Annotated in this window: 22 protein-coding genes; 14 read left to right on the top strand and 8 right to left on the bottom strand. The window is 71.9% G+C overall.

Going from position 1 to position 24,891, the window contains the following annotated elements; all coding sequences use genetic code 11:
• Window position 1: 1 nt before the first annotated feature.
• Entirely contained in the window at window positions 2-661 is a 660-nt protein-coding gene (locus CPZ01_RS03630) for a trimeric intracellular cation channel family protein (protein WP_096393479.1), read from the bottom strand.
• A complete protein-coding gene (locus tag CPZ01_RS03625) occupies window positions 658-1,485 on the bottom strand; it encodes a DUF2797 domain-containing protein (protein ID WP_096393478.1) in 828 nt (275 codons plus the stop codon). Before CPZ01_RS03625 ends, CPZ01_RS03630 begins: the two co-directional genes overlap by 4 nt.
• Window positions 1,486-1,607: 122 nt before the next feature.
• Here CPZ01_RS03625 and CPZ01_RS03620 point away from each other — a divergent pair, with 122 nt between their 5' ends.
• A complete protein-coding gene (locus CPZ01_RS03620) occupies window positions 1,608-1,973 on the top strand; it encodes a BsuPI-related putative proteinase inhibitor (protein ID WP_096393477.1) in 366 nt (121 codons plus the stop codon).
• A gap of 72 nt (window positions 1,974-2,045) precedes the next feature.
• Window positions 2,046-2,495, top strand: coding sequence for a hypothetical protein (locus CPZ01_RS03615; protein WP_096393476.1), 450 nt, complete (start codon window positions 2,046-2,048; stop codon window positions 2,493-2,495).
• Window positions 2,496-2,521: 26 nt separating this feature from the next.
• Here the strand turns inward: CPZ01_RS03615 and menD are convergent, their stop codons facing one another.
• Entirely contained in the window at window positions 2,522-4,444 is a 1,923-nt protein-coding gene (gene menD, locus CPZ01_RS03610) for a 2-succinyl-5-enolpyruvyl-6-hydroxy-3-cyclohexene-1-carboxylic-acid synthase (RefSeq protein ID WP_096393475.1), read from the bottom strand.
• Between the two features lie 127 nt (window positions 4,445-4,571).
• A complete protein-coding gene (locus tag CPZ01_RS03605) occupies window positions 4,572-4,964 on the bottom strand; it encodes a DUF5830 family protein (RefSeq protein ID WP_096393474.1) in 393 nt (130 codons plus the stop codon).
• A 124-nt stretch (window positions 4,965-5,088) separates the two neighbouring features.
• On the opposite strand from CPZ01_RS03605, the gene CPZ01_RS03600 reads away from it, so the two are divergent.
• The 10 genes from CPZ01_RS03600 (at window position 5,089) to CPZ01_RS03555 (ending at window position 14,807) form a co-directional block, all read left to right on the top strand.
• The gene (locus CPZ01_RS03600) at window positions 5,089-5,454 is read left to right on the top strand and encodes a hypothetical protein (RefSeq protein ID WP_096393473.1); all 366 of its coding nucleotides are present in this window, start codon (window positions 5,089-5,091) and stop codon (window positions 5,452-5,454) included.
• A gap of 85 nt (window positions 5,455-5,539) precedes the next feature.
• Window positions 5,540-6,541 carry a VOC family protein gene (locus CPZ01_RS03595; protein ID WP_096393472.1) on the top strand — a complete coding sequence of 334 codons (1,002 nt, stop codon included), beginning with the start codon at window positions 5,540-5,542 and terminating at the stop codon, window positions 6,539-6,541.
• The gene (locus CPZ01_RS03590) at window positions 6,538-7,233 is read left to right on the top strand and encodes an alpha/beta hydrolase (protein ID WP_096393471.1); all 696 of its coding nucleotides are present in this window, start codon (window positions 6,538-6,540) and stop codon (window positions 7,231-7,233) included. The genes CPZ01_RS03595 and CPZ01_RS03590 overlap by 4 nt, the downstream gene beginning before the upstream one ends.
• A gap of 92 nt (window positions 7,234-7,325) precedes the next feature.
• Entirely contained in the window at window positions 7,326-7,868 is a 543-nt protein-coding gene (locus CPZ01_RS03585) for a DUF2249 domain-containing protein (protein ID WP_096393470.1), read from the top strand.
• 126 nt (window positions 7,869-7,994) lie between these two features.
• Window positions 7,995-8,552 carry a halocyanin domain-containing protein gene (locus CPZ01_RS03580; RefSeq protein ID WP_096393469.1) on the top strand — a complete coding sequence of 186 codons (558 nt, stop codon included), beginning with the start codon at window positions 7,995-7,997 and terminating at the stop codon, window positions 8,550-8,552.
• Between the two features lie 264 nt (window positions 8,553-8,816).
• Window positions 8,817-10,736 carry a TAT-dependent nitrous-oxide reductase gene (nosZ, locus tag CPZ01_RS03575; RefSeq protein WP_096393468.1) on the top strand — a complete coding sequence of 640 codons (1,920 nt, stop codon included), beginning with the start codon at window positions 8,817-8,819 and terminating at the stop codon, window positions 10,734-10,736.
• Between the two features lie 4 nt (window positions 10,737-10,740).
• On the top strand, window positions 10,741-11,493 hold the full coding sequence (locus CPZ01_RS03570) for a hypothetical protein (protein WP_096393467.1): 753 nt from the start codon (window positions 10,741-10,743) through the stop codon (window positions 11,491-11,493).
• The gene (gene nosD / locus CPZ01_RS03565; RefSeq protein WP_096393466.1) at window positions 11,483-13,006 is read left to right on the top strand and encodes a nitrous oxide reductase family maturation protein NosD; all 1,524 of its coding nucleotides are present in this window, start codon (window positions 11,483-11,485) and stop codon (window positions 13,004-13,006) included. The genes CPZ01_RS03570 and nosD overlap by 11 nt, the downstream gene beginning before the upstream one ends.
• On the top strand, window positions 13,003-13,818 hold the full coding sequence (locus tag CPZ01_RS03560) for an ABC transporter ATP-binding protein (RefSeq protein WP_096393465.1): 816 nt from the start codon (window positions 13,003-13,005) through the stop codon (window positions 13,816-13,818). Before nosD ends, CPZ01_RS03560 begins: the two co-directional genes overlap by 4 nt.
• Window positions 13,815-14,807 (top strand): ABC transporter permease, encoded by a 993-nt coding sequence (locus CPZ01_RS03555; RefSeq protein ID WP_096393464.1) that lies wholly within the window; start codon window positions 13,815-13,817, stop codon window positions 14,805-14,807. The genes CPZ01_RS03560 and CPZ01_RS03555 overlap by 4 nt, the downstream gene beginning before the upstream one ends.
• A gap of 54 nt (window positions 14,808-14,861) precedes the next feature.
• On the opposite strand, the gene CPZ01_RS03550 is transcribed toward CPZ01_RS03555, so the two are convergent.
• The gene (locus tag CPZ01_RS03550; RefSeq protein WP_096393463.1) at window positions 14,862-15,602 is read right to left on the bottom strand and encodes a helix-turn-helix domain-containing protein; all 741 of its coding nucleotides are present in this window, start codon (window positions 15,600-15,602) and stop codon (window positions 14,862-14,864) included.
• Here CPZ01_RS03550 and CPZ01_RS03545 point away from each other — a divergent pair.
• Window positions 15,601-16,029, top strand: a complete 429-nt coding sequence (locus CPZ01_RS03545) for a DUF2249 domain-containing protein (protein WP_096393462.1) — start codon at window positions 15,601-15,603, stop codon at window positions 16,027-16,029. The two genes, CPZ01_RS03550 and CPZ01_RS03545, sit on opposite strands and share 2 nt — an antisense overlap.
• 667 nt (window positions 16,030-16,696) lie before the next feature.
• A complete protein-coding gene (locus CPZ01_RS03540; RefSeq protein ID WP_096393461.1) occupies window positions 16,697-17,806 on the top strand; it encodes a radical SAM protein in 1,110 nt (369 codons plus the stop codon).
• Between the two features lie 14 nt (window positions 17,807-17,820).
• On the opposite strand, the gene CPZ01_RS03535 is transcribed toward CPZ01_RS03540, so the two are convergent.
• From CPZ01_RS03535 to CPZ01_RS03525, 3 genes are all read right to left on the bottom strand, one after another.
• Window positions 17,821-19,191, bottom strand: coding sequence for an MFS transporter (locus CPZ01_RS03535; protein WP_096393460.1), 1,371 nt, complete (start codon window positions 19,189-19,191; stop codon window positions 17,821-17,823).
• 178 nt (window positions 19,192-19,369) lie between these two features.
• Window positions 19,370-22,261 carry a UvrD-helicase domain-containing protein gene (locus tag CPZ01_RS03530; RefSeq protein WP_096393459.1) on the bottom strand — a complete coding sequence of 964 codons (2,892 nt, stop codon included), beginning with the start codon at window positions 22,259-22,261 and terminating at the stop codon, window positions 19,370-19,372.
• Window positions 22,258-24,876: a PD-(D/E)XK nuclease family protein gene (locus CPZ01_RS03525; RefSeq protein WP_096393458.1), complete on the bottom strand. Its 2,619-nt coding sequence runs from the start codon at window positions 24,874-24,876 to the stop codon at window positions 22,258-22,260. Before CPZ01_RS03525 ends, CPZ01_RS03530 begins: the two co-directional genes overlap by 4 nt.
• Window positions 24,877-24,891: the final 15 nt, after the last annotated feature.

The following is a 24,891-nucleotide window of genomic DNA, read 5'->3' as shown; positions in this document are numbered from 1 at the left end:
ATCAGTCGCCGAAGCGGTCGCCGAACCGCTTCGCGGTGGGGAGCCGCCACCCGCGCGCGACGGCGACGAGCCGGAGGGCGACGGTCACCGCCGCGCACGCCGCGGCCGCGACTCCCGAGGGCCCGCCGAGCGCACCGACCAGCCAGTAGGTGACGCCGCCCAACACGGCGCAGCTCGCGTAGAAGTCCTCGAAGAGAATGAACGGGGCCCGGTCGAGGAGGATGTCGGCGAGCGCGCCGCCGCCGACGGCGTTGATCGTCGCGACGGCGACGACGCCGAAGACTGACACCCCGGCGTCCGTCGCGACGATGGCCCCGGTGGTAGCGAACGCCGCGAGGCCGACGGCGTCGGCGACGAGCGTCACCGGGTGTTCGTCGGGGCTGGCGAGCCACGCGCTCAGTCCGACCGCGAGCCCGACGCCGACGAGTCCGAGGAGGATCTCGACCGGCGAGCGCAGCGCGAGCGGGACGCGGGCGACGAGGAGGTCGCGGGTGACGCCGCCGGCGAACGCCATCGCCAGCCCGACGACCGCGACGCCGAAGAGGTCGAACTCCTCGCGGACCGCCTTGCTCGCGCCGACCAGCGCGAACGCGACGAGCCCGACCGTGTTCATGACGGCGAACGGGTCGCCGAACAGCAGCGAGAGGACGCCCCCGGTCACCCGCCGAACGCCCCGAGGCTCGACTGTAGCTCCCGCTCCGGCACCGCGTCGGTCAGCTCGTAGCCGACGAGGTCGCGCGCGTCGACCGCGTACGTCGAGCCGCCGCGGTCGAGAACGATCACCCGGCCCTTCCAGCCGCGGACGGTCCCCGCGGCCATCGTCTCCGCGACGGGTCGCTCGTCGAGGTCGAGCCCGTAGTCGAACGCGAACCGCTCGATCGGCTCGAACCGGTCGAGCAGCGCCTCCCACGCGGCCTCGTCGACCGACCGGCCGAACCCGTCGAGCTTCGTGGGGACGCGGACGCGGTCGACGAGGTCCTCGCCGGCGGCCAGCTCGGCCTCCACCTCGCGGGCGATCCGGCCGTTCGGGAACGTTCGGATGTGCGCCGCGCGGTCGGCGCCCTGCTCGCGGAGGCGGGTTCCGAGGCGCCATTCCCTCGTGACCCCCACCTTCAGCACGTCGGGCGCGAACGCGGCGAGGTACATCGCGTGCGTCTCGTGGCAGTCCATCTCGTCTTTCAGGCACGTCCCGGTGCACCGGGCGCACACCCAGACGTGAGAGTGGTCGTCGCAGTAGGGCGCGTCGGGGGCGTCGCAGGCCACGTGGTCGCCCTCGTGGACCGTCCCCGCGCAGCGCCGCTCGCCGAGCCCGAAGGCCAGCTCGGCGCCCGGACCCGCGTCCACGAAGTCGACGGTCCCGCCGCTCGCGACGTAGAGCCCGCCCCCGATCGGTCCGTCCGCCTCGGCATTCGGAGCCCGTTCCGAGTCGCCGTCCGCCTCCGGCGAGCCGCTCGCGACGTCCGTCTCGTAGCCGACGACCTGCACGCGACCGGGTAGGTGGAGCCGACGCTTATAGGCGTCGTCGGCCGTCTCGCTTGCGGCCTTCCGAGCGGATCCGCGGGGCGGACCGGCGAGATATTTTACCCCCGGGCGCCGCAGACGCGACCATGCTCGACGCGGCGCTCGCGGCGGCGGAGACGGACGACGGAGTGACGCTATCGTTACGGATCGAAAACGCGGGCCCGGATCCGGTGACGCTCGACTTTCGGACCGGCCAGCGCGCGGAGTTCACCGCGTACCCGGCGGACGGGGACGCCGCCGACGCCGACAGCGACCGGCCCGATCCGGTCTGGCGCTACGGCGCGGGTCGGATGTTCACGCAGGCGCTCGGCAGCGAGACGATCGGCCCCGGCGAGACTGTCGGCTACGAGGGGACGTGGCGGGACCCGCCCGCGGGGACCTATCGAATCGTCGGCGAGGCGACGGCGACGGACCGCGACGTGCGCGCAGCGGCGGTCGTCGCCGTGGAGTGAGCCGGAATCAGGGCCGTTCGGCGCCCTCTCACGACCGAGTTTTATAAGTAATACCCGCGTGGGCTCACGGGTATGCGCACGGCAGCCCTCCCCCCGATCGTCGCCGCGGTCGTCGCGCTCGCGGTCAGCGGAATCAGGCGGCTCTCGCCGATCCTCCTCGAATCCCCCGTCTCGCTCCCGTCGGCCGAGGCGCTCTCGACGTACCTCGTGAGCGCCCAGTTTACGGCGTTCATGCTGGTCTACGGCCTGCTGTTCGGCGCCGCGCTCCTCGCGGGCCTGGGGGACGCCGACGTCTCCGCCACGTCGACCGCGCTGGCGACGGGCGCGAGCGCGACCGGCTCGTTCCTGCTCGGTTCGGCCGTCGTCCTCTGGTACCTCAGTCCGGACCGCGGCCCCGTCGTCACCGCCGTCTTCGCGCTCGGCGCGAGCCTCGGCGTCGGGATCCAGTTCGCGGTGGTCGCGTACGCCGGGGTCTCGCTCGGCGCGCGCCGCGGCGAGGGACCGAGCCCGATCGTCCCCTGATCCCGGCGAGTCGGACGCTCGCGTGACTACGCCGAGTCCGTCTCCTCGCCGTGGACCGCGCGCTCGACCGCGGCCGCCAGCCGCTCGCGCGTGCGGTGGCTTGACTCGGCGTCCGTGTCGACTTCGATCAGGTGCGACCCGTCCTCCTCGTGCGCCCGCGAGACGGCGGCGGCGACGTCGTCCGCGGCCGCCTGTGCGCGCTCGGCCGGGCTCTCGCCGCGGTCGGCGAGCGCGTCGGGGCGCGCGTCGATCCGCTCGTAGCCGAGCCCGTGAAGGTCGGCGAGCGGCTCGAACTCCATCCCGTGCGGCGTCTTGAACGACTCGGTGAACGGCGGCTCGAACGACTCGATCGGGAGCTTGTGGAAGATGCCGCCGCCGTCGTTGTTGACCGCGACGACCGTGACGTCGACGTCGCAGCGGTCGACCGCGAGCAGGCCGTTCGAGTCGTGGTACAGCGCAATGTCGCCGACCACGAGCGTGAGGTCGTCGGTCGTCCCGCTGCCCGCGCCGAGCGCAGTGGAGACGATCCCGTCGATGCCCGAGACGCCGCGGTTGCCGAGCGCGGTGACGTTCGCGGTCGTCGGCCCGACGAACCGGTCGAGGTCGCGGACGGGCATCGAGTTCGAGACGAACAGCGTCGCCGGATCGGGGAGCGCGCCCGCGACCGCGCGGAGCGCGTCGCCCTCGTGGAAGCCGTGTTCGCTTCCGTCGCCGTCGCGGACGGCGTCGCTTTCTCTCGTGTGAACCGCCTCGGCGACGCGGTCCGTCTCCTCCCACTGCGCGCGCCAGTCCGGCTCGCCGCTCCCGCCCCCGACGAGCCGCGAGAGGCGGGCGCAGAGCCGGCTCGGTTCGGCGACGACGAGGTCCGTCGCGGCGAACTCGGCCTCGCGCCAGCGCCCCGCGGGGTCGACCTGATACTGGTCGGCCCCCGTCTCGGCGAGGTACTTGCGGAGCCGCTTCGAGGTGGGCGAGGCGCCCAGCCGGAGGACGAGGTCCGGGTCGGCCCACCCTTCGCTCGCCTCGTCCGGGAGGTCGGCGTCGTCCGCGTCCTCCCCGCCGCTCGCCCCCTCACCGCCGGCGAGGTCGGCCGAGAGGTACGCGTCGTAGCTCCCGATAACGGGGGCGACGCGGGTGTGCCCGCCGTACCGGAGCCCGGAGAGCGGGTCGGCCAGCACCGGGAATCCGGTCGCGTGCGCGAGCGCCGTGACCGATTCCGGGTCGATCCCCGGCGGGTCGGCCGGGCCGGCGACGATCAGCCCGCGGTCCGCGTCGCCCAGTTCGGTCGCGAGCGCGCGCAGCTCGTCGTCGCCGGGCTCGGGCGCGCCGTGCGTCACGTCGACGTACGGACCGTCGCGCCCGCGCTCAGCGGCGTCCGGCAGGTCGTCGGGCACGTCGCCCGGAACCGGGGTCGGCTCCAGCGGCTTTTTAAGCGGGACGTTGAGGTGGACCGGTCCCTGGTCGGCGCCCTCGGCAGTCGCGACGGCGCGGGCGACGGTGGTGCGAAGCGAGCGGAGCGCCCGGTCGTTCGCGGCCGGCTCCGGGAGGTCCTTATAAAAGCGCACGGCGTCGCCGTACAGCTTCTCCTGGTCGGCGGTCTGGTTCGCGCCCGAGTCGCGGAGTTCGGGCGGCCGGTCGGCGGTGAGCGCGAGCAGCGGGACGCGGGCCTCGCTCGCCTCCATCACGGCCGGGTGGTAGTTGGCGGCGGCGGTGCCCGAGGTGCAGATCAGCGGCGTCACGCGGCCGGTCCTGCGGGCCCGGCCGAGCGCGAAGTACGCGGCGGAGCGCTCGTCGAGCTGCGAGAACACGCGGAGCTCGTCGTGGCCCGCGGCGGCGACGGTCAGCGGCGTCGAGCGGCTGCCCGGCGAGGCGACGACGGCGTCGACGCCCGCGGCGACGAGCTCGTCGACGAGCGCGTTCGCCCACAGGACGTTCCGGTTCGGCGCGGTCATTACCGTCGCTTCGGGCGCCGACGTAAATACTCCGGCGAGTTCGGTCGACGGGCGGCGCGGTCGGCGGGCAGCGGGGTCGGCGGCCCTGGGGGTCGGCGCCCGACCCAGCGAGGGGTCGAGGCCGCCCTCACTCCGACTCCGATTCGGACTCCCGCCCCGTCACCTTCCGGACACACGAGGAGCCGAACGGGCCGAGCTCGCCCGCGTCCAACCGGATGAAGTGCCCCGTCGAGATCGACGCGCCGCACCGCCGACACTCGAACTCGCCCTCGCGGGCGACGACCTGACTGTCGTACTCGACGTGGGTCCCGTTGCGGCGGACCCGCAGTCGGGCGCCCTCGCGGTCGATGACGCCGCGCTTCTCGGCCGCGTCGAGGACCTCGCGGGTGAGCGCCGGGCTCGTCGTGATCGTCTCGATCCGGTCGACCGCGGCGGCGAGGTCGAGCTCCTCGCGTTCGAGGTGCGCCAGCAGCTCGACGCCGAGTTCCAGCTTCTCCTCGCGGGTCGACGGCTCCGTCACGCCCGGCGAGACGGCGCGGCTCCTCTTAAGTCGGCTGGAAGTCGGCGGAGCCTTCGGAAGCGATACCAGTTTCGGCGTCCCCGCGGACCGGCAGATTCAGGTCGGGCGGCCGACACCTCGGACCGTGGTCAGATCCCGCGACCGGTCCCGTCGACGCCCCGCCTACCGCCGCCGCCCCAACGAGTTCTACTGGCTGTGGATCGCGGCGACCGCGACGTACGGCGTCGGCGACGTCGTCTCCACGATCGCCTTCCTCCGGTACGTCCCGACGATCGACGAGGCGAACCCGGTCGTGCGGCTCGCGCTGGAGTCGTTCGGCCTCTCCGGGCTCGTGGCGCTGAAGATCGCGGTGTACCTCGTCATGCTCTGGATCAGCGTCGAGGGCGCGCGCGAGGGCGACGGCCTGCTGTACTACTTCCCGCCGGTGCTGCTCACGGCGACCGGGACGTACCTCACCGCGAGCAACGTGCGGCTGCTGTGGGTCGCGTGAGTCGGTGCGCGCCGTCCCGCCGGCGCGGGCCGCCGGCGATCGCCCCGACCGACACCGACTTTCCCGCGCGGCGCCGATCTGAGCCATGCTCTCTGACACCCCCGGACTCCACCACGTCACGGGGATCGTCGGCGACGCGGGCGCCCACGCCGCCTTCTACGGCGAGACGCTCGGGCTCCGCCTGCTCCGCCGGACGGTGAACTACGAGGACCGCCTCCAGTACCACCTCTACTTCGGCGACGCGACCGGCTCGCCGGGCTCCGTGTTCACCGTCTTCCCCGACCCGAACGGGGACCCCGGTAGAACCGGGAAACCGGGGTACGAGGCGGTCGCGTTCGCGGTGCCGCCGGACTCGCTCGGCTACTGGCGCGACCGCCTCGCCGACCGCGGCGTCGAGGCGGGCCCGATCGATTCCGACGCGCGCTTCGGCGACCGCGGGCTGACGCTCGCCGACCCCTCCGGGACGCGGGTCGAACTGGTCGCGACGCCGGAGAACGACGAGTCGGACCCGTGGACCGACGGTCCGGTGCCCGCCGCGCACGCGATCCGCGGGCTCCGCGGGGTGACCGCGCTCCCCGCGGACCCGTACGGGACCGCGAGCGTGCTGGAGACGCTCGGCTTCGAGTACGAGGCCGAGTCCGGCGACCGGGTGCGGTACCGGGCCCCTGGCGACCGCGCGACTGCCGTCGACCTGCTCGACCGCGACGCCGCGTACCTCCGAGAGGGGCCGGGAACCCTCCACCACGCCGCGGTTCGCGTCGCGGACCGCGAGACGCTGCTGGAGTGGCACGAGCTGTTCCGCGACCGCGGGTACGACGTCTCGCGCGTGAAGGACCGCCACTTCTTCCACTCGCTGTACGTCCGCGGCCCCGGCGGGCTCCTCGTCGAACTCGCGACCGAGGCGCCGACCCCCGACGGACCGCCCGGCCCGGGGCTCGCCGACCCGGAGACGACCGGGCACGCCACGAAGCTCTCCCTCCCGCCGCGGTTCGAGGGCGACCGCGAGCTGATCGAGTCGCAGCTGCCCGCGTTCGACGGGCCGGGAGCGGCCTGCGGACGCGACGAGACGAGGGGGACGGAGGAATGAGCCGTCGGATCCCCGGCGTCGACGGACCGCACGCGGAGGCGACGCTCGTCACCGGCGGCGCGCCGGTCGCCGCCGCCGAGGTCGCGGTCGTGCTGGTCCACGGCCGCGGCGGGACTGCGGAGGGGCTCGTCCGCCTCGCCGACGAGTTCTACCGGTCCGGCGCGACCCTCCTCGCGCCCGGCGCGGTCCGATCGACGTGGTTCCCGGCGCCCCACGAGGCGCCGCTGTCGGCGAACGAGCCGGCGCTGACCTCGGCCGTCGACTGCGTCGCCAGCGCGGTCGACGTCGCGCGCGACGCCGGGGTCCCGCCCGAGCGCGTCGTCCTCGTGGGGGTCTCGCAGGGCGGCGCGGTCGTCGCCGAGTTCCTGCGACGCCGACCCGGTCGATTCGGAGGTGCGTTCGTCGTCTCGGCGGCGCTGCCGGGCGAGGACCTCGCGGGGGTCGAGGTCGGCGCAGTCGACGGAACGGAGAGCGAGGAGGACGGCCCGCTCGCCGAGACGCTGGTCGCGCTCGACGGTACCGAGGACGACCCGTACGTTCCGCCCGGGCGCGTCCGGGCGACCGCTCGCGTCTTCGCGCGCGCGGACGCGGCGGTCGAGTGTCGGATCGACACGGGCGACGGCCACGGCCTCTCGGACGCGACGATGGACCGGATCGGCGATCGGATCGAGGGACTGCTCGGCGACGGCTGAGGTGTCGGGGTCGCCGAGCGGCCCGCGTCGCCCCCCGGTCCCGAACGTGTTCGCGCCGCCCGACATGGGGGTGTAGCGTCGAGGGTGAGGCGATGTCCGAACTCGACGTCAGAGAGATACCGCCGAACGAGCGACACGACCGGATCCACGACGCGTTCGCCGACCTGGACCCCGGCGAGTCGCTCACGATAGTCAACGACCACGACCCGAAGCCGCTCTACTACGAGCTGTCGGCCGAGGTCCCCGCGTTCGACGACGAGGCGTACGCGGTCGAGCGCGAGGGGCCGGAGCGGTTCGTCGCCGAACTGCCGAAGGCTGAGTCCGGTGGCGAACCGGAGGCGGTCCGGCTCGGCGACCTCGACGACGAGCCGCACGCGTCCGTGTTCCCGGGCGCGGAGCCGAAGACCGTCCGGCTCTCGCTGGCGGCCGGCGAGGGCGTCGCGGAACACGACCACCCGGACAGGACGGTCCTGTTCCACGCGCTGGAGGGTGCGTTCGACGTCGCGCTCGACGGCGAGAACCATCGCGTCGAGGCCGGGGAGCTGCTCCGGTTCGACGGCGAGCGGAGCGTGGAGCCGACCGCGCGCGAGGACGCCACCGCGCTGATCGTGCTGGCGCCGCGGGGGGAACGGTAGATTGAGCGCGACGGAACGGCGGACGGACCGGGTTCGGGACCGGTTGGCGAACATGTTCGTCGGAATTCCCGCGCGACTGGGCAGCGCACGGGGCGTTACAACTACTACCCACCAACGACCGACCACATGACGGACGACACGACACTCGATCGACGACGGTTCGTACAGGCGACGACCGCCGCGGGCGCGACGCTCCTGCTCGCCGGGTGTTCCGGCGGCGGTGACGGCGGCGACGGTTCGGACGGCTCCGGCGGAAGCGACGGCTCCGACGGCGGTGACGGCGGAGGCGGCTCGGACGGCTCCGACGGCGGCGGAAGCGGCGGCGACACGCAGTACCTCAGTGAGGAGCCCGATTACGGCGGCTGGCTGGAGGGCGCGAACAACTACGAGCAGACCGTCGACGCCACCGGGCAGGACGAGGTCACCGTCGACGTCGGTGCGGGCGACGGCCTCTCGTTCGGCCCGGCCGCGGTGGCCGTGAGCGCCGGCACGACCGTCGTCTGGGAGTGGACCGGACAGGGCGGCGGCCACAACGTCTCCGCCGATTCGGGCGCGTTCGAGAGCGAGACCGTCTCCGAAGGGGGCCACACCTTCGAGTACACCTTCGAGGAGACGGGGACGTTCAACTACGAATGTACGCCCCACTCCTCGGTCGGCATGAAAGGGGCCGTCGTCGTTCGCTGACGCCGCGACGGAGCCGAACCGCGCGGAGCATCGACGCGGAATCGGACGAACCGCGCCCGGGACGCGGGCGCGGCGGAACCGGACTCTTTCTGACCGGGGTTTCGAGCAGCGAACGGGCCGCGTTCTCACATCGTCGGAACGCGGGGGGCGATCGCCGAACGTGTTCGCGCCCTTCCAGCCGCGCAGCAAGCCGCTTGAGGGGCTATATACGGCAGCCCGCAACGTCCGCCTGTCGCGAGGGAATCGCCGCTCGCGGATCCACCCATGTCGAACGACACACAGCGGCCCACGGACGCGGGAGAATCGGGCGAACAGACGACGGACTCGACTGACGGGTTCGACTCGATGCTCCCCGGGGTCCGTCGCCGCGACTTCATGAAGGCCGGCGCAGCGGCGGGCGGACTCAGCGGGCTGGCGGGCTGTACCAGCCTGCTGAGCGAGGACGACGTCCAGGGGACGGCCTCGGCGAGCGGCGTCGACAACTCCGTGCCGCCGGGCGAACACGACGAGTACTACGCGATCCTCTCCGGCGGGCAGGCGGGCGACGTTCGCGTGTACGGGCTCCCGTCGATGCGCGAGCTCATCCGCATCCCGGTGTTCAACCGGGACGCCTCGCGCGGCTACGGCTTCGACGACGAGAGCGAACAGATGCTCGAGGACGCCGGCGGCTACACGTGGGGCGACACCCACCACCCGCGGATCAGTCAGACCGACGGCGACTACGACGGCCGGTTCGCGTACGTCAACGACAAGGCGAACGGCCGGATGGCCCGGATCGACCTGACGTACTTCGAGACGGACGCCATCGTCAACATCCCGAACCAGCAGGGGACCCACGGCGCCTGCGCGCAGCTGCCCGACACCGACCTCATCTTCGGCGTCGGCGAGTTCCGGACGCCGATCCCCAACGACGGGACCGGCGACCTCGAAGACCCCGACTCCTACGGCTCCGTCCTCGCCGCCATCGACCCCGAGTCGATGAACGTCGAGTGGGAGGTCCTCATCGACGGCAACATGGACAACGGCGACGGGAGCAAGGAGGGCCGGTACTTCTTCACGAGCGCGTACAACACCGAGGAGGCGGCCACGGAGTCCGGGATGACCCGCGCCGACCGCGACGACGTGAAGGCGTTCGACATCCCGCGGATCGAGGCGGCCGTCGAGGCCGGGAACTACGAGACCATCAACGAGGTCCCGGTCGTCGACGGGCGGAAGGACAGCCCGCTCAACCAGGGCGACGACCCGATCGTCCACTACATCCCGACGCCGAAGAGCCCGCACGGGGTCAGCGTCACCCCGGACAACGAGTACGTGATCGTCAGCGGGAAGCTCGACCCCACCGCGTCGGTGATCGACATCGACAAGATCGACGAGGTCGACGACCCCGCCGACGCCATCGTCGGGCAGCCGAAGCTCGGGCTCGGCCCGCTCCACACCGCCTACGACGGCCGCGGCCACGCGTACACGACCCTGTTCATCGACTCGCAGGTCGTCAAGTGGGACATCGAGGAGGCCGTCGAGGCCGAGAACCGCTCCGAGAGCCCGGTGATCGAGAAGATCGACGTCCACTACAACCCCGGTCACCTCATCGCCTCGGAGTCGTACACGGAGAACCCCGCGGGCGACTGGCTCGTCTCGCTGAACAAGCTCTCGAAGGACCGGTTCCTCCCGGTCGGCCCGCAACATCCGGAGAACGACCAGCTGATCTACATCGGCGACGACGAGGAGGGGATGCAGCTGGTGAAGGACTCGCCGGCGCAGGCCGAGCCCCACGACGCGTCGATCTGTCACAAGTCGAAGATCAACCCGAAGGAGGTGTACGACCCCGAGGACCTCGAACTCAGCCACACCGCCGAGGGCGAGTCGTCGATGGAGCGGGTCGGCGACGACCGCGTCGAGATCGAGATGTACTCCACCCGGAACCACTACGGGTTCCAGGAGATGGTCGTCCGGGAGGGCGACGAGGTGGAGATGCAGGTGACGAACGTCGAGACCACGAGCGACATGCTCCACTCGGTGGCGATCCCGAACCACGATGTCCACATGCGGGTCGCGCCGCAGGAGACGCGGAAGGCGACGTTCACCGCCGACGAGCCGGGCGTCTACTGGATCTACTGCGCGCACTTCTGCAGCGCGCTGCACTTGGAGATGCGTTCGCGGCTCATCGTCAAACCGGAGGAATAACGCCATGAGCTCGTCGCTCGCGCGGTTGACCGAGATCCGACGCGCGCTCCCGCTGGCGGCGGCGGCGCTGCTCGTCGGCGCGCTGCTGGTCCCGGTGTGGAAGATCACGCTCACGGCGCCGCAGTACCCCGGTCAGGAGCTGCTCATCGAGCTGTACGCCTACCCGCGTCTGGGCGGCGACTTCGCCGAGGTACAGGGGCTGAACAAGTACGCGGGGTTCCACTACCCCGACCCGGTGTTCGTCGACCCGAACTACGCCGTCAGCGAGGCGGCGATCGACGTCCCCGAGTGGCTGCTCGGACCGGTCGTGTTCGTCGGGCTCGCGCTCACGGGGGCGTTCGTCGCGTTCGCGCCGACGGTCCGCAAGCTGAAGGCCGGGCTCACCGCCCAGCTCGTCGGGACGATCACCGTCTTCGTGGGGATGTTCGCGTTCATCCAGTACCGTCTCTATCAGGCCGGCCACTCGCTGGATCCGGACGCGCCGCTCCGCGGGATCGACCCGTTCACCCCGCCCCTGCTCGGCCCCTACGAGGTGGCCAACATCAGCGGCTTCGCGTGGTTCGGCCCCGGCGGGTACATGACCGTCGTCGCGGTCCTGCTGCTCGCCACCGCGTACCTGACGCGGGACATCGAGGCGACCGTGAGCGAGCTCCCGGCGCTGGCCCGTGCGCTTCCCGGAAAAATCCGCGAGCGCGCCACCGGCGGAGAGGTCGCCGACCGAGACCGCGAGCTCGGAGGGGACGACCATGTCGAATGACCGCCTCGAAGTCGGCTTCCTCGCCGCCGCCTGCGCCGTCGCCGTCGTCGCGGTCGCGCTCGGCGTGGCGCTTCCGGTGGTCGGTGCGGGCGCAGGGGGTGCGGGCGGCGCCGCGGACGCGAGCGGGGCGGTCGCCCCGAACGCCTCCGCCGCCCCCGGGCTCGACGTCACTACCGACTTCGCCGCGACCGGCGCGACCGCGCCCGACCGCGACGGGACCGCGAGGGTCGGCGGCGAATCGTTCGCGTCGGCGGGGGCGGCGATCGACGCCGCCGACCCCGGCGAGACGGTCGTCCTCGACGGCCGGTTCGAGGAGCGCGTGAACGCGAGCGTCGACGACCTGCGGATCGTCGCGAGCGAGGGCGGCGCCGTGATCGACGGCGGCGGCGAGGGGCGCGTGCTCACGGTTTCCGGCGAGAACGTCACCGTCTCGGGCGTGTGGATCCGCGGCTCCGGCAGCGACCTCGGCACCGAGGACGCCGGCGTCTTCGTCGCGGGGAACCGCGCCCGGATCGAGTCGGTCCGGATCACAGACACGGCGTACGGGATCTGGATCGACAGCGCCGACCGGGCCGTCATCGAGGACGTGCGGATCGACGGCCGTAAGGACGTGTACCCGGTCACCGACCGCGGCAACGGGATCCACCTGTTCGAGACGACCGGGACCGTCATCCGCGACAGCGAGATCACGCACACCCGCGACGGGATCTACTTCTCGTGGGCGACGGACGTGCTCGCCGAGAACAACACGATCCGCCACACGCGCTACGGCGTCCACTACATGTACTCGGACGACAACCGCCTCGTCGACAACGTCGCGGCCGACAACGGCGTCGGCTACGCGCTGATGGTGAGCGAGGGGCTGACGGTCCGGAACAACACCGCCCTGCGCAACGACGGCTCCAGCGGGCACGGCATCATGGCGAAGGACATCGAGGAGTCGACGATCGCCGGCAACCGCCTCGTCGCGAACCGCAACGGGCTCTACCTCTACAACGCACAGGGGAACCGACTCGTCGACAACCTGATCTACCGCAACGGGATCGGGGTCCACAGCGCCGCGGAGAGCGGGAACGAGGTCGTCGCGGGCAACAGCTTCGTCCGCAACGAGCGCGCGGTCCGGACGGCCCGCAACTCGCTCGTCGCGTGGAACGGCACCGAGCGCGGCAACTACTGGTCGGGCGCTCGGGTCGCCGACCGCGACGGCGACGGCGTGAGCGAGATCCGGCACCGACCGATCGGGATCGTCGAGAACCTCGTGGCCGACAACCCGCAGGCCGCGGCGTTCGCGAACAGCCCGGCGTTCGAGGCGGTGCGGCTGGCCGAGAGCTCGTTCCCGGTAATCGAGACGCCCGGCGTCGTCGACCACCACCCGCTCGTCGAGCCGAACCACGACTGGCGGGCCTACGAGCCGCGCGACGCGGGGAGCGGCGGCGGGCGCGCGGGCAGCGAGTCGACCGGCGGCGACGCGCGCGCCGCGAACCGAACCGCGGACACGGAGGACACACTATGAGAATCGACGCGACCGACGTGCGGAAGGCGTACGGGGACGTGACCGCCCTCGACGGGCTCTCGCTGTCGATTCCGAGCGGATCGACCTTCGGGATCGTCGGCACCAACGGGGCCGGGAAGTCGACGCTGTTCCGGCTGCTCGTCGGCCACGACCGACCGGACGCGGGGACGGTCAGCGTCGGCGGCATCGACGTGACGGAAGACGGCCGACGGATCCGCGAGCGGGTCGGCTACCTCCCCGAGGACATCGGGTTCCCGGACGGGCTCAGCGGCCGGGAGGTCCTCGGCGTTCACCGGGCGACCCGCGGCCTCCCGAAGGACGGCCGGACCGCCGAGGCGATCGAGCGCGTCGGGTTGACCGCGGACGAGGCCGACCGCCGCGTCTCGGGCTACTCGAACGGCATGGGGCGGCGGCTCGGGCTGGCGACGGTGTTGCTCCCGGACCCCGACGTGCTCATACTCGACGAGCCGACGGCGGGGCTCGACCCCCGCGGCGTCGACGAGTTCCACGCCATCGTCGAGGAGATCACGACGGAGACGGACGCGACGGTGGTGTTCTGCTCGCACGTGCTGGGGGAGGTCGAGCGGCTCTGCGACCGCGTCGCCGTCCTCCACGACGGGCGGGTGCGCGCGGCCGGGCCCGTCGACGAGCTCGCCGCGGAGGCCGAAGCCGCCGCTGTCGCCGACCGCGACGGCGACTCGGCGACCCGGCCCGGTCGCGAGCGCGACGGCCTCCGGGCGGCGTTCCGCGAGGCGGTCGGGGACGACGCGCCCCCGAGTTCGGCGACGGACGCCGAGGAGGTGGCGCCATGAGCGACTCGCGCGAGCAGTCCGACGACGGGACGGAGGAAGCGACGCGACCCGACGGGGGCCACCCGGACGCGGCGGCCGCGGTCGACGCGCTCGACGGCGGCACGGAGGTCGACGCCGGCAGTTCGGAATCGACGGCGACCGCCGCCGCGGCCGAGACCGAGACGGCCGCCGGGGGCGTGCGCGGCGCGCTCAGACACGTCTTCGTCGTCGCCGTCACGGAGTACCGGCTCGCGGTCCGGAGCCGCTGGGCGCTCGCGCTGACCGCGCTGTTCGTCGTGTTCGGCGGGGTGATCCTCACGTTCAGCGGCTCCGCGGTCGGACCGGCGGGCGCCGAGCGCGTCGTCGCGTCGCTGACGAGCCTCGCGGCGTACCTCGTCCCGCTGGCGGCGCTCGCGCTGGGCTACGACGCGATCGTCGGCCGCGAGGCGGAGGGGTGGCTCGCGGTCGTGTTCTCGCTGCCGGTCCGCCGGAGCGAGGTCGTCGCCGGGACCTACCTCGGGCGTCTGGCGGTGCTGGCGGGCGCGACGGTGCTCGGGTTCGGATTCAGCGGCGCCCTGATCGTCCGCGAGTTCGGCGCCGGCGCGCTCGACGCGTTTCTCGGGTTCCTCGGGGGGACGGTCGCCGTCGGGGCCGCGTTCCTCGCGGTCGCGCTGCTGCTGTCGACCGTCGCCCGCGAGAAGACCCACGCGCTCGGCGCGGCGCTGCTCGTGTGGGTGTGGTTCGTGTTGGTCCACGACCTGCTCGCGCTCGGGGTCGTCGCGGCCGTCGACCTGCCCGACGCCGCGCTGTCGGCGCTGGTCTACTCGAACCCGGTGAGCGCGTTCCGCGTGCTCGTCCTGAGCGGACTCGGCACGACCGCCGGCGGCGGGTTCACCGCCGTCCTCGCCGGGACGGGGCTCTCGGCGGGCGCGCTCGCGGCGTCGCTCGTCGGTTGGTGCGCGGTGCCGGTCGCCGCCGCGGGAGTCCTCGTCCGTCGCCGCCGGCTCTGAAGAGGGGCGTTCGATCGCGCGCGGCGACCGGTCCGAATCTCCTCGTCGACCGCGTTACTGAATCCGCTCGATCCCGTCGTCCTCGGGCGACTCGAAGTCGATCGGACGCCGCGGGAGGTCGTCGACGAACTCCCGGACGATGGTGCGCTCGACGCGCTGGAGCACCTCGCTACAGGTCGACTTCGCGATGCCGACGTGCTCGGCCACCTCGGTGAGCGTACACTCGCGGGGCACGTCGTAGTAGCCGCGGTCGACCGCCTCGAAGAGGACCTCGCGCTGGCGCTCCGTGAGCGACCCGCCGGGGTTCACGCGCTGCTGGACGTACTCCACCTCGAACTCCGCGCCCACGTCGCGGAGCGCGTCGCCGAACTTCGCGACGCGCTCGTGGTCGCCCGTCACGTCGACGCGGGCGACGCCGTCGCGGATCTCGACCGGCATCTCGATGGGGACGCCGGCCCGCCGCGCGACCGTCTGGAGGAGCGGGACGAGCGCCTCGACCTGGACGGTGACCATCCCGTCGTCCTCGGCCATCACCGACGAGTGGGTGATCGTCTCGTGGTCGTCGATCGCGTCGAGGATCGGGGCCGTGTCGTCCGCGGTGACCCGGACCAGCGCGAACCCCGCGCCGTCTTCGGGCGTCGCGGTCAACACCTGGAACCGCGCGTCCGGGAACTCCCGCGAGACGTCGCCGACCCACGGGCCGTCCGGGATGTCCACGCGGAGGCGTGCCTGTGCCATGCGCGCCCGTTCGGCACCGGGGTGGAAGTACCTTCGGCTCCGCGCTCGTCGGAACATGTTCGTCACAAACAATCCGGGGATGAGGTTCGTATCGTCGAACATGAGCTCCGAACCCGGCGATCAGGCGGCGGTCGAACGGGCGGTGGCCGAGCGGACGGACGCGCCGACGAGCGGGGAGACCGTCTCCCTCGACGTGCGGAACCTCGGGCCGCCGAAGCCGCTGCGCGAGACGCTCGAACGCGTCGAGGCGCTCGGCGACCGCGACGTGTTGGTCCAGTACAACGACCGGACCCCGCAGTTCCTCTTCCCACGCTTAGCGGACCGCGGGTTCGCCCACGCCGCGGTCGAGACCGACCCGACGGACGCGGTCGTCACGGCGATCTGGCCGGCGGACGGCGAGAAGGCAGTTTCCGACGACCGGGCAGGCGAGGGTGACCGGGCAGGCGAGGGCGAGCCGGCCGCGGGCGACGCGAACGGGACCTGAGGAATCGCGATCGGTGGTTTCGGCGCGGTCCGGCGACAGAGAGCTCTCCTTGACCGATCATGGGTACGGGCGAATCGTGTCGCCCGCGTAATCGTTTATAAATGGCCGAGAAGCATCGTCGTGCTCACTTATAAATTGACGACTCCGCTGTGGCGAACACCGCCAAAGCCCCAGCTCCTCGCTTATAAATGATCGACTGTGTATCGGCGGCGAACACCGCCAAAGCCCCAGGCGCGAGGAGCTCGGACGCTCGCTGCGGTCCTCAGTCACTCGCTCCGCTCGTTCCCTGCGGTCCTTACGTCGCCTCCGAGCTCCTCGCGCCTGCCCCTTTGAGTCTCCCCCCGCACCGCTCCGCACAGCACCTCACGCCTCCCCAGCCTCGTCGCCGGACTACGCGCCGGCGACCTCGCGCGTGCGACTCGCGCCCTGCGGGCGCTCGTCGGCACGCAGGGAGGCGCGACGCGCCTCTTGTAGCCGGCGGCAGAGCCGCGGGCGACGCCGACCGCATCGTCTTTTATAAGGGATTGTCGTTGCCTTTCAGGAGCATTTAAATGCCGCATCGCGGCCGGCGATCGGATACACGCCTCCGCTATCGCTCGCTGCTACCGCCGGGGAACACGTTCGGGAACGACCCCAAACGGATCGGGATCGTAGGCGGGCGTGAGCGATGTTCGACGACCTCGACACGGACCGGCGGCCGCTGGTCCTCGTCTGGGAGGTCACGCAGGCCTGCGGGCTCGCGTGCCGGCACTGCCGAGCCGACGCGCGGCCGCAGCGGCATCCCGACGAGCTGACGACGACGGAGGGGAAGCGACTGCTGGAGGACGCCGCCGCGTTCGGCGACGGGCAGCTGGTCGTCCTCTCGGGGGGCGACCCGCTCGCCCGCGACGACCTGACGGAGCTGGTCGCGCACGGCGACGACCTCGGCCTTCGGATGACGATCACGCCGAGCGGGACGCGCTCGCTCACGCCCGAGCGCGTCCGCGACCTCGGCGACGCCGGGATCGCGCGGATGGCGCTCAGCCTCGACGGCTCGACCCGCGAGCGCCACGACGCGTTCCGCGGCGAGGAGAGCTTCGCGGACACGGTCGAGGCCGCGCACGCCGCCCGCGACGCCGGGATCCCGCTCCAGGTCAACACCACCGTCTGCGCGGACACGGTCGACGACCTGCCGGCGATCCGCGACCGCGTCCGCGAGCTCGGCGCCGTCCTCTGGAGCGTCTTCTTCCTCGTCCCGGTCGGCCGCGGCCGCGTCCTCGACCCCGTCTCGCCCGAGCGCGCCGAGGACGCCATGGCGTGGCTCCACGAGGTCTCCGAGGCGGAGCGGTTCGGCGTGAAGACGACCGAGGCGCCCTTTTACCGCCGGATTGGCATCCAGCGGGCGGAGGCGGGCGAGACCGACGGCGCCGCCGGGCGACGGGGCGGGATCACGGCCGGGCGCGGGTTCGCGTTCGTCAGCCACACGGGCCAGGTGTACCCGTCCGGGTTCCTGCCCGAGTCGGCCGGCGACGTCCGCGAGCGGTCGGTCGTCGACGTCTACCGGAACGCGGACCTCTTCGAGTCGCTCCGCGACCCCGACGGCTTCTCCGGGAAGTGCGGCGCCTGCGAGTTCCGCCACGTCTGCGGCGGGAGCCGGTCGCGCGCGTACGCCGCCACCGGCGATCCGACGGGCAGCGACCCGCTCTGCCCGTACGTCCCGGAGGGGTACGACGGGCCGCTTCCGGAGCGGCAGCGCGGGCCGGGAGACGACGGCGACCGACCGGAGCCCGCGGACTGAGAGCGGACTCGAGTTCAGGCGTACGCCTCGAACTCCTCGCCGAACGCGAGGAAGTAGCCGGTGCCGGCGACGCCGACGACGGCCGCGACGGTGAACGCGACCTCGGGGCTGACGAAGTCCCACAGGTACCCCCCGATCGCCGCGCTCGGGATCACGATCGTGTTCCGGAGCAGGTAGTACGTCCCGGTCACGCGTCCCCCGGTGCCCCGCTCCGCCGGCCCGACGATCAGCGCCTTGTGCGACGGCAGCCCGGCGAACCGGAGCCCCGAGAACGCGAACACGGCGACCATCACGGCCCAGAGCGGCAGCGCCGACCCCGCCAGCGTCGGCGCGTAGATCAGCACGACGGGGAAGACGGCGTACACCGCGAACCCGACCGCGACCACCGGCTTGAGGCCGACCCGCTCCGCGAGCCTCGATGCGGGAACCATGATCAGCAGCGCGACGAGCATCTCGACGCCGAGGAGGTAGCCGAAGAACGCCTGCGGCGAGAGGTCGACGGCGTAGGAGAACCCGCCGAGCGCGACGGTCGCGTCGAGGCCGACCTCGAAGAACTGCGTGACGACGAGGACGAAGAACACGTAAACCATCCCGTTCGCGAACCGGACGAGCGTGTCGCCGACGAGCAGCGGCCGGAGCGGCGCCGGCATCTCCCGCAGGTCCTCGCGGATCCGATCGAGCCCCGCGAACGAGTCGCCGAAGGAATCGCCGCCCGCGTCGTAGAGGACGTGCTGAACGACCGTGCCGAGGACGCCGAAGCCCACGGCGACCGCGAGGACGAACCGGAAGCTCACGGTGAACTCGGAGCGAAACCCGATGAGGAGGGCCGCCAGCACCGGACCGACGAGGAACGCCGTCCGCCGGAACGTCTCCGTGCTGGCGAACCCCGCGGCCAGCCGAGAGGGGTCCGTCGCCTGTTTCACCACCGCGAACGTCGCGCCGAGGCCAAACGACTTCCACGCCTGCGCGAGGACGAGGCCGACGAAGATCCAGACCCACGGCTCGACGGTGAACCCGGCGACGGCGATCGGGCCGATCCCGGGCGCGACCAGCCAGACGAGGAAGCCGAACGTCGAAAGCAGGCCGAACAGGGTGAGCGCGTATCGCGACCCGATCCGATCCGAGACGGCGCCGCCCGGGTACGGGTACAGCGCCGAGATGACGTTGCCGAACGTGCCGAACAGTCCGACGACGAACCCGGACGCGCCGAGCGCGACCATGTACTCCGGGAGGTACCGGTTCGTCATCTGGAAGCCGAGGCTGAACGCGAACATCGCGACCGATAAGACGAGGACGTCCCGCTCCAAGGCGAAAAACCGCCGGAACGCGTCGAGCGCCCCGGACCTCTCAGCGCCGCCCGCGTCGCCCGCGCCGTCGTCGCTCACACGTCGTCCCCCGGCGTCGCGAGACGGTCTCTGCCGGCGGCTCCGACTCGGGCCGGCGGTGCGAGGGAAACCAGCATGCCCGCTCTCCGGCCGGAACCGACAAAAACCCAACTCCGTCGGTCGGACTCCGACGCGGCCGACCCCCGGTCAGTCGGACTCCGACGCGGCCGACCCCCGGTCAGTCGGACTCCGACTCGGCCGCGCGAACGAACGCGCGCAGCTCCCCGATCGAGTGCGGCTCGACCCGTTCGCGCGTTCCGTCGCTCGTGTAGAACAGGCTCGTCTCGACCGCCTTCTCCGGGAACCACTCGTCGAGGACGTGGGAGTAGACGCTGAGCTGCTTTCTGTACTCCGGCTGCGCGCGCCGCGTCGCGTCCGTCTTGTAGTCGATCACCTCGACCCGGTCGGCCGTCACGTGGACGAGGTCGACGATCCCGGAGACGGTGACGCGGCGGCCGTCGACGTCGATCGGGAGCGTCACCGGCTCCTCGACGTGCTTCTCGCCGGATAGGCCGTCGAGGAGCTCGACGACCCGCCGCTCGTGGTCGTTCGACGGCGTCACGTCGTCGTCGAGCGCGTACGCCTCCGCGAACTCGTGGACTCGGGAGCCGAAGTCCATCCCCCGCGTCTCCGGTTCCGGTTCGGGCTCAGGCCCGGCCTCCCGGCGCTCTCCGGCCTCCTCGAACACCGACTCGTCCATCAGCGAGTGCGGAGAGTGGCCGATCGGTCCGTCCGGCGCCGTCACCGCGAACGGCAGCTCAGCGTCGCCCGGCTCGCCGCGGTCGAGCGGCTCCACGTCCGGTTCGACCTCCTCGACGGCGACCGGGAGCTCTTCGAGGAACGTGTTCGGCTCTTCCCCGGCCGCGAACACGACGTGGCTCTCCGCCCGCGTGACAGCGACGTACAGCAGCCGCCGCTCCTCGTCGTACTCGCGCGGCAGACAGCCCCTGATGACGTCGTGCCGCCAGTTGTCGTACACGTGCGGGTGAGCGCCCTCCTCCGAGTAGATCTTTCGCTGTCGGAGGCCGACCGGGTCTCGGTACTCGATCACGCTCGACCCGCCGGCCCGCGGCGGGAAGCGCCCCTCGTTCATGTTCGCCATGACGACGATCGGGTACTCCAGCCCCTTCGCGGTGTGAATCGTCTGAACGGTCACCGCGTCGTCGCCCGCGGTCGCGCGGACGTCGACGGTGCTGCCGGTCTCGACGCCGCGCTCGATGTGCCGGATCAGTTCGCCGCGGGTCGCCGTCGTCGCGTCGTGGACGGACTGGACCGTGTGGAGGAGGACGTCCGCCACGTCGCCCGCGTACCCGTAGCGGTCGAGGACGCGGCGCGCCACCGCGCCGACCGACTCCAGTTCGCGGAGCTCGTCGCGGAATTCCGTCGGCTCGGTCGGGTACGACCCCGTCTCCAAGGCGTGATCGATCTCGTCGAACGCGTACCCGGCCCGTTCGAGCACCACCGCCCAGCCGCGGTCGGCGTCCGAGTCGAGGACCCGGAGCCACGCGAGCAGCAGCTTCGCCGGGTCGGTCCGGAACAGCTCGATCCCGCCGTCGTAGGCCAACGGGAAGTCGTACTCGGCGGCGACGTCGAGCAGTTCTCGGCCGTAGTCTCGCGTGCGCGTGAACACCGCGACGTCCCCGTACTCCGGCGGCCGCGGCTCGCCGTCCTCGCCCTCGACGGCGTACTCGTCGCTGCCGACGATCGCCTGTACCTTCGAGAGGACGGCCTCGTGTTCGTCCTCGTGGCGGACCCCCTCGACGACCGTGTTGTCGAAGGCGGCGTTCGAGGAGAGGCCGACGACGTCGGCGGGATCGGTCTCGACCGCGTCGCCGCTCGACGCCGGCGTCACGATCGCCCGCTCGGAGAGGTCGATGACGGACTCGGTGGACCGGTAGTTCTCCCGCAGTTCGATCCGGGTCGGGTCGGGCGCGTCGAACGGGACCCTGTCCGCGTCGTCGTTGAGGTCGGCGGCGAACCGCTCCAACCGGTCTTCGAACGCCTGGATGTTGCGCACGTCCGCGTACTGGAACGAGTAGATGCTCTGCTTCCAGTCGCCGACGACGCAGAAGTTATCAGTTCCCGACAACAGCAGCGCGAGCTTGAACTGGACCTCGCTGGTGTCCTGGAACTCGTCGACCATGACGTACTCGAACGTCGCCGCCTCTCGGGCGCGCTCGTCCTCGCAGAGGAGGACGAACGCGAACAGCTGGAGGAAGCTGAAGGATAGGTAGTTGCGCCGCAGCGCGAACCGCAGGTACTCGACGTAGACGTCGTGAACGAACGCCTTGAGGTCCGACCGGTCCTCGTAGAAGACCTGCCGCGCCACGTCGTCGTCGAGCCGCTTCGTCCCGCGGCCGCCCCGGAGCGTCGACTTCGACGGCGCGTCCGCGCGGTACGTCTTGTCCCGACCGAACCGGCTCAGGTCGTCGCGCAGCTTCGACTGTTTCCGGCCGTCGTTCCGGGGTTGATTCGCCTCGTCGAACCGCGCTTCGAACGCCTCGAAGTCGCCGTCGAGGTGCGCCTCGCCGTTCCGGTACCAGCCGTCGGTCGTCGGGAAGATCCCCTTCGACGCGAGCTCCTCGATCAGGGCGAGCAGCTCGCCGGGCTCGGAGAGCGCCCGATAGCAGTCGGCGTGCTCCGGGTGGTCGTCGCGGAAGCCGCCGAAGAACTCGCGGAACCGCTCGGCCTCGATCAGCTCGTCTTCGAGGATCCGCGTCGAGCCCGTGATCCGCTCGTTGAGGCCGAGGTGCGTCGGCGCGGCGTACCCGTGCTCCTGAAGGATCTCGTGGCAGTGCGAGTGGAACGTCCGGATCGGGGCGTCGGCCAGCTCCCGCAAGCCGTACGCGCTGTGGTCGACGATCCGCTCTTTCATCTCGGTCGCGGCGCTCCGCGTGAACGTCGCCAGCAGCACGTCCTCCGGCTCCACGTCCGGTCGGTCGACGATCCGCCCGTACCGGCGGGTGACGGCGAACGTCTTCCCGGTCCCGGGGCCGGCGTCGACGAGGTACGGCCCCTCCGTGGACTCGATGAGCTCCCGCTGCGCGTCGTTCGGCGTGGGCTCGCTCATCGGTCTTCCTCCAGCAGCAGGTCGCGGTTGTCCACGCGCCGGTAGTTCGGCTCGCCAGCGAGCCCGTCGACCGGGAACCGCTCCTCGCCCGCCCGCCGGGCGTTGAGCTCGTCGAGGCGCTCGTCGACGAACGCCTCGAAGGCGTCCAGGTCCTCGCGGAAGAACGCTCGCTTTCGAGCGCCGTTGAACTCGCGGATCGCCTGGTCCGCCCCCTTCTCGGCGTCGACGTCCGCCGAGGTCCTCGCGTCGACCGCGGCGGTGAACCGGTCGGCGAACTCGGAGTCGCGCAGCTCACCTCTGTCGGTCGTCTCGGGGAACGTCAGCGGCGCCACGGTCTCCTCGTACGCGGCGTAGCCGAGGTCTTCGAACGTCTCCTGACAGTCGTTGTAGCCGTCGAGCAGCCGCTCGTACGCCTCCCGGGAGCCGACGTACTCGTCGAAGGAGTTCGGGTGGTAGGTGACGGTCGTGAGCGCGTCGTCGAGGTCGGCGTCGCCCGCGACGACGTCGGCCATCGGTTCGAGGAAGTGGAAGAGCGTGAACTCCAGCCGCTCGTCCGGGCGGACCGTCCGGTAGTAGGTCAGGTACAGCGCGGCCTGGAAGTCGGGCGCGTCCGCCGGCGGGTCGAGCGCCGCGCCGCCCACGACCTGCGTGAGCCGCTTCTTGCGGCCGCTCTTGTAGTCGAGGAGCTGCGTCGGCGACCGCACGAGGTCGATCTTCCCCTTCACGCCGAGCGCGTCGTCCTCGAACCAGCGCTCGGTGAGCGGGGAGTCGGCGGGCTCGTCGAAGTAGTCGGCGAAGAAGTTGGTCCCCCACCCCGACGCCGGCGTGAGGAAGTCGTCGGACGCCGGCCCATCCTCGTCGAGGTACTCCGTTATCAGGTCCAGGCCGATGCGGTACGTCCGGCGGCGGAGCGGCTCGTCGGCGGGCGAGAAGAACGCCTCGGCCTCCGCGATCATGGCGTCGACGAGGTCGTCGGCGTCGGCCGCCGCGACGACGTCGGGGTGGTTCACGTAGAACTCCGCGAAGTCGTGGAAGAGGTTCCCCTCGACGAACCGCTCCCGGTCGGGGGTTTCGAGGAGCCGCCCGAAGCAGTAGTCTCGAGGGCTGTTGACGTAGCTGTTGAGCGTCGACTGGCTGACCGTCTCGACGGTCTCGGCGTCGACCCCCGTCGACTCGCGCTCGAACCCCGCGCCCGTCGACCGCGGACGCCGCCGGTGTTCGACCGAGTCGAGGTCGCTGAACCGCTCGAACTCCTCGTCGAGCAGGTCGCCGAGGTACAGGCAGGGGGTGATCGGCTCCCCGCCGGCCGCGTCCTGGACGAGGTAGTACTGCCGGTCGCCGCTCTGGAGCAGGCGCTGGAAGCTCCCGACGTAGCGGTCGAACTGCGCCTCGGTGTCCACCCACGGCCGCTGGGGGGCCGAGTGCGTCCACTCCTCGCCCATGCCGAGGTGGAAGACGACGGGACGGTCGACGTACGCGGAGGACTTCGCGTCGGCGAGGAGGACGCCCTCGTTGTCCCTGTCGACCGGGACCTCGTACGTCTGGAGGTAGTAGGCGAGCCGGTCGACGGCGCCGTCCGTCACGGGGTCGTCGGCGAGCCCCAGGGTCCGCAGCTCCTCGGCGAGCCGGCTCAGTTCGACGCCGGCCTCGGACGCGTACGCGTCGAGCGCCTCGGCGAACGTCCGGTCCTCGACGCCGTCGCGGAACGCGCGCAGCCACGCCGCGCCCGGTCCGTCGACCGCCCCAAGGCGCCGCTCGCGGTCGGCGATCAGCGCGTCGATCCCCATCTGCGAGAGGACCGGGGCGGCGTCGCCGACGGTCGTCTCGGACCCCCGGAAGCAGAGCCGGAGGAGCCGGACGAACGCCCTGTGGTGCGGGTCGTCGGCGAACCCCGGACCGCCGTAGAAGGGGACGTCCGCCGCCTCGAACGCGGACTCGACGAGCGAGGAGTACTTCCCGCCGCCGTCGAGGACGACGGCGACGTGCTCGGCGTTGCGCGCCGAGACCGTGTCGAGGAGCGCGGCGACGACGTCCGTCGCCGACTCGAAGACGTGGAAGGGCGGGTGGTCGAACGCCTCGTCGGTGAAGGGGTCGACGCGGTCGAACTCCTCCGGGAGGACGCTCCGCTCCAGCTCGGTCAGCTGATCGTGGCCGACGACGGCGACGGACCGATCCCCGTCGACCGACCGATCCCCGTCGACCGACCGATCCCCGTCGGCCGTGTACTCGCTGAGGCGCTTCGACGTCGTGCGGAGGCTCCGCATCACCTCCACGACCTCGCGGGTCGCGTCGTCGACGTACGCGTCGTATTCCAAGATCGCGTCGAGGCGGCCCGTGTGTTCCCAGCACTGGAGGACGTTCCCGACGGCGTACGCGACCGCCTTCCAGTCGTGGTCCGTCTCGGTGACCAGCTCGAGGAACGCGCGGCGGTCCTCCGCCTGTTCGCGCCGGCCGGCTGCGAGGCGGCGCGGCGTGGTCGCGAACGTTCCGAAGTGGGGTCGGTCGAGGCGGCGGTTTATCGCGCTCGCCAGCGCGGCGTCGGGAGTCACGACGAGGTCGTGGTCGGCGACCTCCGCGTAGAGTGTCTCCGCGGGTTTCGCTCTCCGAATGGGCACGACTACCGCGACCCG

Origin of the sequence: Halorubrum trapanicum (genome assembly GCF_002355655.1) — an archaeon.
In the GTDB taxonomy this organism is placed as follows: domain Archaea; phylum Halobacteriota; class Halobacteria; order Halobacteriales; family Haloferacaceae; genus Halorubrum; species Halorubrum trapanicum_A.
This window is presented reverse-complemented; position numbering and strand designations above follow the sequence as displayed.